Source organism: Shewanella sp. Arc9-LZ, from assembly GCF_010092445.1.
Taxonomy (GTDB): Bacteria; Pseudomonadota; Gammaproteobacteria; order Enterobacterales; family Shewanellaceae; genus Shewanella.
In genome coordinates this window covers 3,795,236-3,809,153 of the sequence record NZ_CP048031.1, presented here as the reverse complement: position 1 = coordinate 3,809,153, position 13,918 = coordinate 3,795,236, and the positions used below count along the sequence as shown (strand labels likewise).

At 42.6% G+C, this 13,918-nt stretch carries 11 protein-coding genes; 5 read left to right on the top strand and 6 right to left on the bottom strand.

Features of this window, described 5'->3' with window-relative positions; translation table 11 throughout:
• Window positions 1-112: 112 nt before the first annotated feature.
• Window positions 113-2,413: an LPS assembly protein LptD gene (gene lptD / locus GUY17_RS16290; RefSeq protein WP_162023750.1), complete on the bottom strand. Its 2,301-nt coding sequence runs from the start codon at window positions 2,411-2,413 to the stop codon at window positions 113-115.
• Window positions 2,414-2,556: 143 nt separating this feature from the next.
• On the opposite strand from lptD, the gene GUY17_RS16285 reads away from it, so the two are divergent.
• The 5 genes from GUY17_RS16285 to GUY17_RS16265 all read left to right on the top strand — a co-directional run bounded on the left by GUY17_RS16285 (window position 2,557) and on the right by GUY17_RS16265 (window position 6,789).
• Window positions 2,557-3,585: an aminoglycoside phosphotransferase family protein gene (locus tag GUY17_RS16285; RefSeq protein ID WP_162023749.1), complete on the top strand. Its 1,029-nt coding sequence runs from the start codon at window positions 2,557-2,559 to the stop codon at window positions 3,583-3,585.
• Window positions 3,582-4,280, top strand: coding sequence for an N-acetylmuramate alpha-1-phosphate uridylyltransferase MurU (murU, locus tag GUY17_RS16280; protein WP_162023748.1), 699 nt, complete (start codon window positions 3,582-3,584; stop codon window positions 4,278-4,280). The genes GUY17_RS16285 and murU overlap by 4 nt, the downstream gene beginning before the upstream one ends.
• A 58-nt stretch (window positions 4,281-4,338) precedes the next feature.
• Window positions 4,339-5,112 carry a co-chaperone DjlA gene (gene djlA / locus GUY17_RS16275; protein ID WP_011638516.1) on the top strand — a complete coding sequence of 258 codons (774 nt, stop codon included), beginning with the start codon at window positions 4,339-4,341 and terminating at the stop codon, window positions 5,110-5,112.
• A 46-nt stretch (window positions 5,113-5,158) separates the two neighbouring features.
• Window positions 5,159-6,112 (top strand): D-2-hydroxyacid dehydrogenase, encoded by a 954-nt coding sequence (locus tag GUY17_RS16270; RefSeq protein ID WP_162023747.1) that lies wholly within the window; start codon window positions 5,159-5,161, stop codon window positions 6,110-6,112.
• A 218-nt stretch (window positions 6,113-6,330) separates the two neighbouring features.
• Window positions 6,331-6,789: a hypothetical protein gene (locus GUY17_RS16265; RefSeq protein WP_162023746.1), complete on the top strand. Its 459-nt coding sequence runs from the start codon at window positions 6,331-6,333 to the stop codon at window positions 6,787-6,789.
• Window positions 6,790-6,876: 87 nt separating this feature from the next.
• Here GUY17_RS16265 and purT read toward each other — a convergent pair whose 3' ends face one another.
• The 5 genes from purT to GUY17_RS16240 all read right to left on the bottom strand — a co-directional run bounded on the left by purT (window position 6,877) and on the right by GUY17_RS16240 (window position 13,653).
• Entirely contained in the window at window positions 6,877-8,067 is a 1,191-nt protein-coding gene (gene purT / locus GUY17_RS16260; protein ID WP_162023745.1) for a formate-dependent phosphoribosylglycinamide formyltransferase, read from the bottom strand.
• Between the two features lie 325 nt (window positions 8,068-8,392).
• Window positions 8,393-9,028, bottom strand: a complete 636-nt coding sequence (locus GUY17_RS16255) for a peroxiredoxin-like family protein (protein ID WP_162023744.1) — start codon at window positions 9,026-9,028, stop codon at window positions 8,393-8,395.
• A gap of 125 nt (window positions 9,029-9,153) precedes the next feature.
• On the bottom strand, window positions 9,154-10,455 hold the full coding sequence (locus tag GUY17_RS16250; RefSeq protein WP_059744719.1) for a DEAD/DEAH box helicase: 1,302 nt from the start codon (window positions 10,453-10,455) through the stop codon (window positions 9,154-9,156).
• 640 nt (window positions 10,456-11,095) lie between these two features.
• Window positions 11,096-11,704 (bottom strand): tetratricopeptide repeat protein, encoded by a 609-nt coding sequence (locus GUY17_RS16245; RefSeq protein WP_123777245.1) that lies wholly within the window; start codon window positions 11,702-11,704, stop codon window positions 11,096-11,098.
• Window positions 11,705-12,294: 590 nt separating this feature from the next.
• Window positions 12,295-13,653 (bottom strand): NCS2 family permease, encoded by a 1,359-nt coding sequence (locus tag GUY17_RS16240; protein ID WP_162023743.1) that lies wholly within the window; start codon window positions 13,651-13,653, stop codon window positions 12,295-12,297.
• Window positions 13,654-13,918: the final 265 nt, after the last annotated feature.

Below are 13,918 nucleotides of genomic sequence, written 5' to 3'. Positions count from 1 at the left end.
AAACTGGCAATACATCGCCAAAATAAGGTTACTACTTCATACACAACAGCATGTTTGTTGTTATTGGACTATGAGTTTGTCGCTAGGTTCAGCAATCTATCACAAAAGAATGCTAATTCCTCAAGTAAAGTGGTTTACGGTAGTTAAATAAGCCTTCATTTAACATGTCGTCTACCCCTAACGGACCTGATCCGCCTAAGCCTTTAATGACAAAGTTTAGGTAAACACCGCTTTCAAACTCTTCGCGTCCGTCAACGCTTTCTGATAAATCATCATCGTAGTTGGTTTTGATACGATAATGATAACTTAAGCGCAATGCCCAGCAACATGACTCGTATTGTACGCCAGTGTAAGTTTCAATATTACGAGATTCATTGAGGTCGTAATAGTAGTTACCGACAAAATATAAGTTGTCACTAATAGGCCACGATGTGCGCACGCCTGCTTGGGAAATATCAACTTGATCATTGGTGTTGGTATTTAATAAGTCGGGTACATAACGGTAGCTTAACTGCAATAATCGGTCGCTACTTGGGCGATAATCCAAAGTGATTTCATTCTTTTTGTTTTCACCCGTTTCAGTGTCGTGTTGTACTGAACCACTCACAAACCAATCGTTGTATAACTGGGCATCTAATTCAGCCGCTAATACCGATGTTGACTGGGTTGTTTCTTCGAAAGCATCGTCAATACTGACTTTAGAGTTTTCCAAATACATGATTTGCCCCACGCTAAACTTGAGTTTTTCGCGGTTAGTTTGATCAAACAAACGAGTGGTAAAACCTAAGGTAAATTGGTTGGCATCAGCAACACGGTCTAAGCCTGAGTATTGGCGATCGCGGAATAGACCATAATAGTCTTCTTGTAATTGTGCGGTGTCATAAATACCAATATTGGATTGGTCTTCATAGCCGACATAAAGATATTGAATCTGAGGTTCAAGGGTTTGACGGTATTGTTCATCAAACAATTGGGTTGCTCGCTCAAAATTCACCTGACCGTGTAAACGCGCTTGAGGAATCGTACGGCTTATACTGTCGTCTAATGTTGAGTCTTCGTCGATGTTTTGCTGCCAGTACTGAGTTTGCAGTAATTTAACTTCACTGGTAAATGAACCTGCTGGCCCTTGTATTGGCCAAATTAAGCTAGGCACTAAATGTAAGCGGGTAGCGGTATTATATTCATTATCTTGATGACGGAAATTGGTCAGTTCTGAATTAAATTTAAAGTCGATAGAGTTAAAAATGTCTGCAGAACGATAATTAAAGTTTAGCTGTGGCATCACTTGATACGGTTTTTCATCTTCACCAAGCACTTTAATGTCTTGCACGCGCATGTTGAAGTCCCAGTCGCGTTCAAAATAACTGGCTTCACCGATCCGTGATAACTGGTTGTCGGTTGACTGATTAACGTCGGAATTTAAATCGTTGAAATAATTGTTATCAGACACATCGGTATAGTCTGATCTTACTCGCCAGTTTTTGTTGACTGCGCCTTGATGGCTCCAGTGATACAAATAACGGTCAGCATTAGAGGTTAGCTTACTGTCGCTACCTAAATATTCGACATTGAACTGGCCATTTTGCTGTTCGCCAGCGAGATAGCGAAATTCCGTTTTGGTATACAACCCACGCGAAGACATGAAGTCCGGGGTGAAAGTTAAGTCAAACTCTGGGGCGATATTCCAATAATACGGGGTGCTAACTTCTACACCGTTAGTGGTGCTGGTACTAAAACTTGGGAATAAGAAGCCGGTTTTACGCTTATCTGATACAGGCACTGTCATATACGGAATATATAATACTGGGATGTTGGCAATACGCAGCTTGGCATTCCAAATTTCACCCCATTCTTCTTTGCTGTCAATTTTGATCATATCGGCTTCAAGTAACCATGATTCATCACCAGGAGGGCAGGTAGTGAAGTTGGTTTTTGTTAGCAATAGATTATTGTCTGAAGTTATCTGCAGTTTTTCTGCATCGCCATGTACTTGTTGCCCATGTAGCCAATACTGAGCCCCTTTTAAGGTGGCGTTATTCGTGCTCATTTGCGCTTCTAAGGTATCTGCTGTGACGGTAAATAACTCATCTTTAAAGATAAGGTTACCTTCTGCATTTAAGCGTTGTTGTTTTTGATCTAATACCGCATTGTCAGCAGCGATATGGCGAAGTCCCTGGCTGAAACTCACATCACCCGAAAACTCAGCTTGGTTATTGTAAGCAACGGCAGAGTGATCGCTAATGATAACAATTTGATCGTCTGATATGCCGGTTAATGCTGCACGGTCTTCGAATGAACGAGACACAGGCGGAGCAACAACGCATTGCAATGAAGGCGCTTCTGTCGTTGTAGGCTCATCGGCCAACACGATATTTGGGAGTAGGCTTAGTGCCAGAAAATAACGGATCTGCATTGTTGTCAATAATTTATGAATTCTGATTCCGGAAAGTTTTGGAGAGAAAAAGATACTCAGCTAGATGAAACATTCCATTCTTTAGCTGTTTCCAAATGTTATGCTGGCTATAATAAAGCAATTTTTCGTTAAGAGCCATTGAGATGATTTTATCTGACCCAAGATTTGTCGCGTTAAGTAACTGGTTATACCAATATTTCGGCGATAAAGTTGCCATTAACTTGATCTGCGGCGACGCCAGTTTTCGACGCTATTTTCGTCTTCATCATCAAGGTATTGATTACATTGTTTCAGATTCACCGATCGACTTAGTGCCCATCGCGCCATTTGTGGCAATGGCCAAGGCTTATCAACATGCAGGCTTACTGGTACCCGAAGTGCTTGCAACCTGCGAAGACTATGGTTTTGTCTTACAAACTGATGTAGGCGAATTACAACTTTTGTCGGTGCTGAATAAAGACAATGTGAGCGACTATTATAAGCAGGCATTAAACTTATTGCCGGTCATTGCCACGGTAACGGAAACCGAAGATGGACCGTTAGCTGATTACGATGACGTTTTTGTGGCAAGAGAATTAGCTATTTTTGTCGATTGGTTACTAAAAGAGCATTTAGATTACGCATTGACGGATAATGAGCAACAAATGATTGCGGCTACGTTTGCAGCCTTAACCGACAATGCACTGGCGCAGCCAAAAGTGGGCATGCATCGTGATTACCATAGCCGTAATTTACTGATAAATGATCAAGCGTTAGCGGTGATTGACTTTCAAGATGCAGTCCATGGGCCGGTGACTTATGATGCGGTATCATTGCTGCGCGATTGTTACGTGCGTTGGCCAGACGATATCGTTAATCACTTGATGCGATATCATTATCAACTTGCTATAGCTCATCAATTGATTGATGAAAATGTTGATTTTGCTACCTATACAAAGTGGTTTGATTTAATGGGATTACAACGTCATATCAAAGCTGCGGGTATTTTTGCGCGGTTATATCATCGTGACGGTAAGCGCGGTTATCTGGCTGATATTCCATTAACCTTGCAATATGTCGCAGATATTGGGATGAAATACCCACAAATTGCCGATTTTAGTCTGTGGGTTCACAGGGTGATTTTACCGTTAGTAAACCACAAAAATACTCATGAGGCGGTAAGCGAAGCATGAAAGCGATGATACTGGCTGCAGGACGCGGGGAGCGTTTGCGCCCGTTAACCGACTCCTTACCTAAACCATTAGTGAGCGTTGCAGGTAAACCTTTAATTGAATATCACTTAGAAAAGCTCGCGTTAATTGGCGTGACTGAGGTCGTGATCAATCAAGCTTGGTTAGGGCATAAGTTACCTGAAATGCTAGGCGATGGGAGTCGATGGGGTTTGCAGATTAACTACAGCGAAGAAACCACGGCGTTAGAAACCGCTGGGGGTATCAAGCAAGCATTACCTTGTTTGGGGGACGAACCTTTTTTGGTGATCAATGGTGATATTTTTATCGATCACTTGCCCGACATCAGCTTGGCTTATCAACGCGTTTGCCAAGGTGAAGCACAAGCTTTTTTGTGGTTAGTGGATAATCCAGAACATCATCCACAGGGCGATTTTGCTATTGATGCCCAAGGTCAATTAACCTTGAGCGATGAAAAAAGGTTAACGTTTGCTGGACTGGGGATTTATCATCCTCAATTATTTAGCCAGTTGCCTGAAGGTAAACAGGCTTTGGGGCCTTTGCTTAAACAAGCCATTGGCCAGCAACAAATACAAGGTGAGCATTTTGATGCTTATTGGTGCGATGTCGGCACACTTGAGCGCCTGGATAAATTACAGCGCCGGTTAGTTGATATAGAGACTCAGTTACCGCTTTAAGCTACGCCTTTGATAATGGCTAGCTGTTTATTAATTATTAACCGTAGTGGAAAACAACATGCGAATTTGGGGTAAAGTTTTTGGATTTATCATTGGGTATATGTTCGGGCGTTTCTTTGGTGCAATTTTAGGATTATGGTTAGGCCATGCTTTCGATAGGCGCCAAGGGTTAACCTCGATAATGCGTAAAGGCAGTGAACGTCAGGCGATGTTTTTTAATTCAACATTTGCCGTAATGGGCCATGTTGCTAAAGCGTCAGGGCGAGTGACTGAAACCGATATTCGTATAGCGACCATGTTAATGGATCAAATGAAGTTGTCTGGTCAGTCACGTATCGATGCGCAAACGGCTTTTCGTCAAGGCCGCCAAGCTGATTTTGATTTGCTAAAGCAGCTAGAACTGTTTCGACAAGCCACTCAAGGACGAGTCGAGTTAGCGCAAATGTTCTTGGAAATCCAAATTCAAACAGCCTTGGCCGATGGTGAATTACATGCCAATGAAAAGCAAATATTGTCGGTTATTGCCACTAAGCTTGGCCTTGCTGCACAACTGGATGCTTTACTGGCACGTTGGCAAGCTGAGTTTAGTCATCATCAGTCGCCACAAGGTAATAAAATGCCGCTTACTGATGCCTATGTGCTGTTAGGCGTGCAAGAATCTGCTAGCGATCAAGACGTAAAACGAACTTACCGTAAGTTGATGAATGAACATCATCCAGACAAGCTTGTGGCTAAAGGCTTACCTGAAGAGATGATGGAATTAGCCAACACCAAAGCACAAGATATTCAAGCCGCTTACGAGCGCATTAAAACCTCTAGAGGAATGCGTTAGCGCAAGCCAGTAACGTATTTTTGTAAACAATGGAATGGGGCAATAAATGAAAATAGTGGTATTAGATGGTTATACACTTAATCCGGGTGATTTGAGTTGGCAAGCGCTTGAGGCTTTAGGCGAATGTGATATTTACGACCATACCACACTCGAACAAATCGTCAGTCGCTGTCAAGGTGCGCAAATCGTGCTGACCAATAAAACGCTATTGAGTGCCGCGACCTTAAAGCAACTGCCCGCATTAAGCTATATCGGTGTTCTTGCCACAGGAACCAATGTGGTCGATGTTGATGCAGCAACCGCGCAGGGTATTGTTGTCACTAATATACCTGCTTATGGTCCTGATGCCGTAGCACAAATGGTGTTTGCCCATATTTTACATCATAAGCAACAAGTTGCCTTACATGACCAAGCCGTAAAACAAGGACAATGGGTAACGCAACGAGATTTTTGTTTTACCTTATCACCCTTAACCTCATTAAAAGGCCTCACGCTGGGTGTGGTAGGTTATGGTGATATTGGCCAACAGGTTGCCAATTTAGGTGTCGCGTTTGGCATGAAAGTGTTGATTACCAGTGCTAAACCTAAAACCAATTTACCTGATGCTATTCAATGGTGTGAACGCGACATCCTGCTTCAACAAGCCGATATTATTTCGCTGCATTGTCCGCTGAGTACAGCAACCAAATACATGATCAATAGCGACAGTTTACGCTTACTTAAACCGGGTTGTTTATTAGTGAATACCGCCCGTGGCGATTTGATTAATGAAAATGATCTCGCTCAATGGCTTAACAATGGTAACGGCTTTGCGGCAGTTGACGTGTTATCCACTGAGCCGCCAAGTAGCAATAATCCGTTACTTAGTGCAGCCAACATTACTATCACGCCGCATATTGCATGGGCGACATTACAAGCTAGGCAAAATCTACTTAATATTGCGCTTGAAAATGTTCTCTATTTTCAACAAGGTAAAATGTTGAATAGAATTAACGGCTAAAGCTATCACTAAACCAACCACTTTTAACCAGTTTAGTCTCGAGTTTAAAGCTTAGATTAAAATTTAGAGTCTCGAGTTTAGAGTCTCGAGTTTAGAGTTTAGAGTTTAAAGTTTAGAGTTTAAAGCTTAAAGCTTATAACTTAGATATAGTGCTGGGTGTTTAGATCTGTCATTTATAGCGTTCGATTAACACTCACAACTAGAGCGGATAACGACACATGTCACTATGGAAAGTCCTGTTTGATTTTGTTGATAAAGAACGTAGCAGATTTAATAATGTGCGCCACGATACCCATGCGCTGCAATTTGAAATTGAATCAAATATTCATTTTGTTGTGGATGGTTTGGCGCAACAACTCAGTGCAGCCGAGATTATCAAGGGGCTAGAAACCCAAGCGTTCGATAAAGCGATACTGTCGGGATTACATATTCGTCAGGCTAAGTTAGTACCGCGAACTATTGAGGGTTATAAAGAGTTCGATAAATACCTAGGTGAGCCAAGCGGCGTGTTGATTAAAAAACTGTACATAAAAATAACGGTACTGAAAAAACTGATTCACGCGGGTAAGCTTGATCAAGATCTTAAACTTAAAGCGCTGTTTCGTTTGCTAATGTTAGTCCACTTTCACTTAGCAGATAAACCACTGCCTAAACCAATGCCAACAGTAAAAAACTAAGCCGCAGATACTCCACGGCTTAGTTCATCGATATTCAGCTAGGTGACAGAACAATATCCTGTGACGTTAAAATAATATCCTGTGACGTTAAAACAGTACCTTGATATGGCTGGCAACGGTTTTCGCTTTTTCGACCGCTTGTTCTACCGAGTTATCGCGGGCTAGCGCTACACCTAAGCGCCGGCGGCCATCAATGTCTGGCTTACCAAACAAGCGTAATTGAGTATCGGCTGGCGCTAAGGCGGCAGCCATACCCTGGTAACGGATATTGGTGGATGTGCCTTCAGCAAGAATAACCGCAGAAGCACTCGGACCATGCTGCACAATATTGCTTATTGGTAAGCCTAAAATCGCACGTACATGCAAGGCAAACTCAGATAAATCCTGGCTGATTAAGGTCACTAAACCTGTATCATGTGGCCTTGGCGACACTTCAGAAAAATACACTTCATCACCACGAATAAATAGCTCAACACCAAAGAGTCCATATCCACCTAATGCCTCAACAACTCGTTGGCTCATGGCTTGTGCCTTGTGTAATACCTCAGCCGACATCGCCTGCGGTTGCCACGATTCACGATAATCGCCATCTTCTTGTCTATGGCCAATTGGGTCGCAAAAATGGATGCCATTTACGGCGCTAATCGTCAGTAAGGTAATTTCGTAATCAAACGGAATAAAAGCTTCAACAATTACTCGTCCTTTACCTGCACGACCACCTTCTTGGGCGTAAGCCCATGCTTGCTGAATGGTTTGTGCTGACTTAATCACACTCTGGCCTTTTCCAGACGAACTCATTACTGGCTTAACCACGCATGGAATACCAATGTCAGTAACGGCCTGTTCAAATTCAGCTAGAGTGTCACAGAAAAAGTACTTTGATGTTGGTATCGCTAAGGTTTCTGCCGCAAGTCGGCGTATGCCCTCACGGTCCATAGTGAGTTTGGCTGCGTTAGCGGTTGGCACCACATGCAAACCTTGTTGTTCTAGTTCCACTAACGTTTGGGTGGCAATAGCTTCAATTTCTGGAATGACTAAATCCGGCTGTTCAAGCTCGATAACTGCTTTTAATGCTTTTGCATCCAGCATGTTAATCACATGAAAACGATGGGCAATTTGCATTGCTGGGGCATTGGGGTAGCGATCAACTCCGATAACTTCAATTCCGTAACGTTGTAGCTCAATGGCAACTTCTTTGCCGAGTTCACCGCAACCTAATAGCATCGCCTTAATCGTGCCAGAAGTATTTGCTGTGCCAAATGTAGTAGCAATAGACATGGTAATTTACAGCCTCTGTGTAGGGATATTCTTATATGCCGAACAGTGTAACGAGATGAGGTATTAAAAATCCAATATAAAATGCACTAATTGGCTAAAAACGCCTGTATTTCGAGGTTTTTTGTGATGAAAGATTGTATTTAATTACGACAAGTCTAGATGTATCGGTGTGTAGAAGTGTCGTTGTTGAAAACACCAAGTGTGAGTGGGTAAGTGTCATAATACTATAGTGTTGAATTAGAGGGTGCTGACTCAAAAGAGTAAGTTAAAAAAGCCAACATTATTGGATTAATGTTGGCTAGATTCTATTTGAATTTGGCGTTAACTAAGGTTTAACGAGTAACTCAGCAGCGGTTAAAATTAGCTCTGGCGCAGGGCGAACCTTGTAGTTTGGATTCACATATTGAAAATGAATTAAACCACTTTTATCTGCCAAATAGACAGCTGGCACGGGTAACACTAAGCGTTTTTCACCTGCAGGGGTAGTAAACAGTTCATTGGTTACCGCTAAACTGGCAGTATATTTTTTAGTGATATCTGCACTGGTGTAATAGGCTAAACCAAATGCTTGCGATACCGCCATTGAGGTGTCAGACAGCAATAAATAATCGAGTTCTTGTTTATTCATCGACGCGCGCATCTTTTCTGGCGTGTCTGGTGAAATTCCCACTAATTGAAAACCCATCTCAATCAGTTTTGGTTCAATGGCTTTTAACTGACCCATTTGCGAATTACAAAATGGACACCAACCGCCACGGTAAAAGAAAAATATAGTCGGCTTTTGCGCCACAAGTTTACTGAGTTCAACCGCTTTACCATCAACATCTTGCAGGGTTATTGCTGGTATCTGGTGGCCATTGAGCAGTGGCATGACATTGTTCTCGTCACTGGCAATAGGCTTAGCCACACTGGCTAAACTGGTTAACGTAAGTGCGGTGGCAATAAGCAGAGTTTTTAACATGATAAGTCCTTATAGAGTAATGTCCCGACTAAAGTAGACCTCATAATCACACAATTCATTTCATTCAAACACAAAAAAAGCGCCTAAGCGCTTTTTTCTATTACCATTAACTCTTTCAAGTTGAGTTATTTAATCTTTTTGTATTTAACCGTGCTGCTGACTTTACCCACTTTAACACGACGTCCGTCCATGTTTTTCTCAGCAATCATCTGGGCGCCAGCGTTATCACCACGTTGTTGTTTTTTAGCAAAACTACGGCGCTTTTCAATCTGCTTAAGCAGTACTTCACGGCTACCGACTTCATAACCCGGTACTGTGACTCGACGAATTGGCTGACCGATGAGCTTTTCAATATCAGCTAGAGTGCGTTCTTCTTCGCGGCTCACAAACGAAATTGCCACACCGGTTTTACCTGCACGACCTGTACGGCCAATACGGTGCACGTAATCTTCGGCTAAAAATGGTAAATCGTAGTTAACAACATATTCAAGATTTTTAATATCAAGCCCACGAGCGGCGACTTCGGTGGCCACTAATACGCGAATTTTACCTTCAACAAATTCACGTAACGCACGACGACGGCTGCCTTGTGCTTTCTCGCCATGAACCACACCCGATGGAATACCATCTAAGTTAAGCTCTTTGACCAATTTGTCTGCTGCGTCACGAGTCGCGGTAAACACCAACACTTGTTGCCAGTTTTTGGTACCAATAAGTTCAGATATTAATTCACGCTTACGGCGCTGCTCTACTGGATATACCACCTGGCTAACGGTGTCGGCAGTAGTGTTTTGTTTATCAACAGTAATCACTTTAGGCTTTTCAAGCATGTCATTCGCCAGCTTTTTAACCTCAGAAGAGAAGGTCGCAGAGAACAACATGTTTTGACGCTTTTTGTTTACTGCCTGGAGAATCTTTTTAATGTCAGCACTAAAGCCCATATCAAGCATACGGTCGGCTTCATCGAGTACTAAAAACTCAACATTCGACAAACTTAAGTTACACGCCACAATGTGTTCAAGTAAACGACCTGGTGTAGCAACAATAACGTCGGCACCGCGTTTAAGTTTTTGTGATTGGGTCTCTATTTTAACGCCACCATAAATGGTTAATACCGTTAAATTAAGATGCTTACTGTAAGCGCTAATGTTGTCTGCAACCTGTGCGGCAAGCTCACGAGTTGGAGTCAGAATTAAGGTACGAGTGTTAGACGGCATCGTCTCTTTTGGGTTATCACACATTCTTTGTAATATAGGCAGTGCAAATGCTGCTGTTTTACCCGTGCCTGTTTGAGCGCTTGCTAGGACATCTTCACCACGACGGATCGCTGGGATCGCTTGTTGTTGAATTGGCGTCATAGATTGATAACCGCACTCAGCGATCGCGCGTAATATTTCTGGGGCGAAGCTAAAAGATTCGAATTTCATGGTGCGGTTCCTGTATGTACATCAAGACAAAGCGATTTAGTTGCAACAAGCTAAGTTAGCTGCACAAGGTCAATCTAGAGTATTTGGGCCTATAGCCATTGTTAATGGCAGATATCATGCTTAACTGGGTTGATTAACGTCTTAGGATAGTTGAAAAACGTTAAGCTTGAATGATACACCCAATTGAGTGCCATCGATAAGCGGCCGCGGAGTATAACAAACTTTTGTTTAAATCCTGAACTTTATCTGTGTCAAAAGGGAAGATTTTTTAGAACAGAATAGTTTAGATGATATGGATTGATAGTCATGGCAATTACAGCATCTTAAGTGCGGGGCTGCTAACTCGTTTTTGAACATTTCCGAGTTAGAACATTAATCAATTTATATTTTTTCAGATAAGGTTTTGTACTGAAAACTGCTGAGTCAGTGGTAAAATTCACAGCTCGACTTCACAATTGCACAGACTACTGTTCACAACTGATACCTTCTACTGGTGAGCTCGGCACACTCTGCTGATTAAATTGCCTTCTTCAGCGCAACAAAAAGCCCCAATGATTGGGGCTAATTTAGGAGTGAATAAGTTAACAACATTAAACGCGACCTAAATTCGATTGGTCATACCTGTCCTGATAAATATTCTCTATTGGTTTTTTACACATTCACTAACAATAACTCCATAATTAGATATGTCTTTTCGCACCCTTAAGAAAATATTCCAAGTCCCCTTTATTACTTTTGCTATTCCTTTTACAACCTCACCACAAGAAATATCCAACCCACCACTCTCCTTTAGGGCTACATAGCTTCCAAGCCTAATTGATTTCTGATAGAGCTCTTTTGCTTTAGTTAAATTAGGTTGAACACCATGCCCGTAACGATAAATACGAGCTAACATCAATGTGGCTACTAGTCCGTCCATATTCGCAGCTATCAAATACAACTGTTTTGATTTTATGTAGTCTTGATCCACACCGACACCGAAAAAGTAAAGCCTTCCAAGAGCTGTATAAGCATACATGTCATCACTTAAATCAATCGCTTTTTTATAATATGTAGCCGCTTTTGAAAAGTCTTGTTCAATAGTCGCTGTTGATGGCATTTCATACAGCCGCCCTATTTCGACCAACGCCTCATCTATTCCATTTTTAGCCATACTTTTATATAGATAAATAGCTTGGTCGTATTTATTTTCACTCACCAGACGTATTGCATCATCCCATAAAGACAGTTCATCATACTCTGGATGCATTATAGAGCCCTCTTCAGTTTATTCCTCCCCCAACACCAGATATTGAAACACATTAATGGTATGAGGAAAAGTAAGCCAAATGAAGTTCTACTGAACTGAGTGGGTAATCGGCCCTAACATTGAAAGGGGCATAAATGATTTGCATACCTTGCTCGCAATTGGTGTGATTCAACTCAGAACTTGAGGACGTTGAAGAAAATAGCGTGAGCCTGACAGGACGTCAGGCTAGCTTTCGTTGGCCAGGGATGGCCTATCGGAAGCGTTAGCATTTTCGAATAAGGCCGAAGCAAGTTTCAAATGAAATTAAAAGCTCATTCAATCCCCATGGCGACCTTTTCGCAGCTGTTGTTTTGTAAATAGCGAAAATGTTGCGGGGCGGCTGGGATTTCCAAGAGGGAATAGCCGTTGATTTCCTCTTGGTCTGGTGTGGGCGAAGCACCACGACGTTAGTGACCGCAGGTCATAGCCTAACCAACGTTGGGGCAAAACCAAGTTAGCTTATATGGTTGTTGAAAACAAAAAGGCCAGCCTCGGCGGCTGGCCTTAATATTGAATTTATAATTGAGTTTATAATTGAGTTTACAATTGGGTTAAATCGCCCCGCCACCCATGTAAAAGGCGACTAAACCAAGGGTGATTAAGATAACCCCAAGTCGCAGTTTACGCCATTCGCCGCTGCATATGCGGCCAATAACCAAGGTAACAAACCCAAGCATAATCCCAGTAACGATATTACAGCTTAAAATAATAAATACCGCGCAGGTTAGGCCTGCCATTGCGTCCACTTTATCGTCAAAATTAAGCTTGGTGACGTTACTCAGCATCAGTAATCCAACATACATTAGCGCTGGAGCTGTCGCATAAGCAGGTACTAAAAAGCTTAACGGCGCTAAGAACATCATTATCAAAAATAGTAAGCCGACGATGGTCGCGGTCAGGCCGGTTTTGCCACCTGCTGCAGTTCCCGCTGCGGATTCAATATAAACAGCGGCTGGAGCGCCGCCGACTACGCCAGCAAAAATACTGCTGACTGAATCTGATGTCAGTGCTTTTCCACCACCAACAATATTGTCTTTATCATCGAGAAGTTCCGCTTGCCCTGCAACCGCTCTAATTGTGCCAGTTGCATCGAAGATAGCGGTCATCACTAATGCCAACACAATAGGCAGGACCACTGGATTCAGTGCGCCCATAATATCGAGCTGGCCAATTAGCGACGTTTCAGACATCAAGTCAGGTAAAGCAAATAGGCCTTGATAAGTCACGCTAGGATCAAATATTAACCCAAAGATCGATAGCCCGACGATGACCAACAATATGCCACCCGGTGTGCCTCGGCGCTCAAGCCCAATTGTCATAGCAAGACCAATTATTGTTGCTATAACCGGTAAACTATTAATATCACCAAGCTTTACGGGTAAACCGGCATCGTTTGATACAATCAATTTCACGCTATTGGTCGCGATAAGGAGTAAAAACAAACCAATACCAATACCCGTACCGTGAGCAATACCGGTTGGCAGGTTAGTGAGTACCCATTGACGAATGCCAGTGACACTTACAAGTGTAAATACGATACCCATTAGGAAAATAGCGCCAAGGGTGACAGGAATCGATATTCCCTGACCTAGCACCATGCTAAATGCAGTAAATGCGGTGAGTGATATTGCACAACCAATGGCCATTGGCAAATTAGCCCATAGCCCCATGAGCAACGAACCAAACGCGGCAATTAAACAGGTAGCGATAAATACCGCCGCAGGGTCAAATCCCGCAGTGCCCAACATGTTTGGCACCACAATCACCGAATAAACCATAGCCAAAAACGTCGTTAAGCCAGCAATGACTTCACGTTTTAAGGTACTTCCACGGGCAGAAATATTGAAATAGCGATCCAAAAACGAATCAGAAACAGCAGCAGAATTAGAGAGAGTCTGTTCAGACTTCATAGTGATTATACCTTTTGATCTCTTAAATTATCAGTTAACCAATGGTTATTCATTGGCGACACGGCTATGGCAGGTAGAGCCCCAAACGAGAACGACTTAGGTGAGAGATCCACTTGGCGCATATAGCGTTAGTGACCTGCGAGTATTGTGGTAAACAAATTTGTTATTCACATGTCTGGTAAAATTTACTCTTACCAACACAGCCTTTGTTGGCGCGGAGTTTACAACAATCGACAATGGGGAAATAGGAAGCGGCTAACATTTT

What these genes read in the sequence shown, in the direction of transcription:
- lptD (WP_162023750.1), bottom strand. Translation starts at nt 2,413, where the DNA reads ATGCAGATCCGTTATTTTCTGGCACTAAGCCTACTCCCAAATATCGTG.
- GUY17_RS16285 (WP_162023749.1), top strand. Translation starts at nt 2,557, where the DNA reads ATGATTTTATCTGACCCAAGATTTGTCGCGTTAAGTAACTGGTTATAC.
- murU (WP_162023748.1), top strand. Translation starts at nt 3,582, where the DNA reads ATGAAAGCGATGATACTGGCTGCAGGACGCGGGGAGCGTTTGCGCCCG.
- djlA (WP_011638516.1), top strand. Translation starts at nt 4,339, where the DNA reads ATGCGAATTTGGGGTAAAGTTTTTGGATTTATCATTGGGTATATGTTC.
- GUY17_RS16270 (WP_162023747.1), top strand. Translation starts at nt 5,159, where the DNA reads ATGAAAATAGTGGTATTAGATGGTTATACACTTAATCCGGGTGATTTG.
- GUY17_RS16265 (WP_162023746.1), top strand. Translation starts at nt 6,331, where the DNA reads ATGTCACTATGGAAAGTCCTGTTTGATTTTGTTGATAAAGAACGTAGC.
- purT (WP_162023745.1), bottom strand. Translation starts at nt 8,067, where the DNA reads ATGTCTATTGCTACTACATTTGGCACAGCAAATACTTCTGGCACGATT.
- GUY17_RS16255 (WP_162023744.1), bottom strand. Translation starts at nt 9,028, where the DNA reads ATGTTAAAAACTCTGCTTATTGCCACCGCACTTACGTTAACCAGTTTA.
- GUY17_RS16250 (WP_059744719.1), bottom strand. Translation starts at nt 10,455, where the DNA reads ATGAAATTCGAATCTTTTAGCTTCGCCCCAGAAATATTACGCGCGATC.
- GUY17_RS16245 (WP_123777245.1), bottom strand. Translation starts at nt 11,704, where the DNA reads ATGCATCCAGAGTATGATGAACTGTCTTTATGGGATGATGCAATACGT.
- GUY17_RS16240 (WP_162023743.1), bottom strand. Translation starts at nt 13,653, where the DNA reads ATGAAGTCTGAACAGACTCTCTCTAATTCTGCTGCTGTTTCTGATTCG.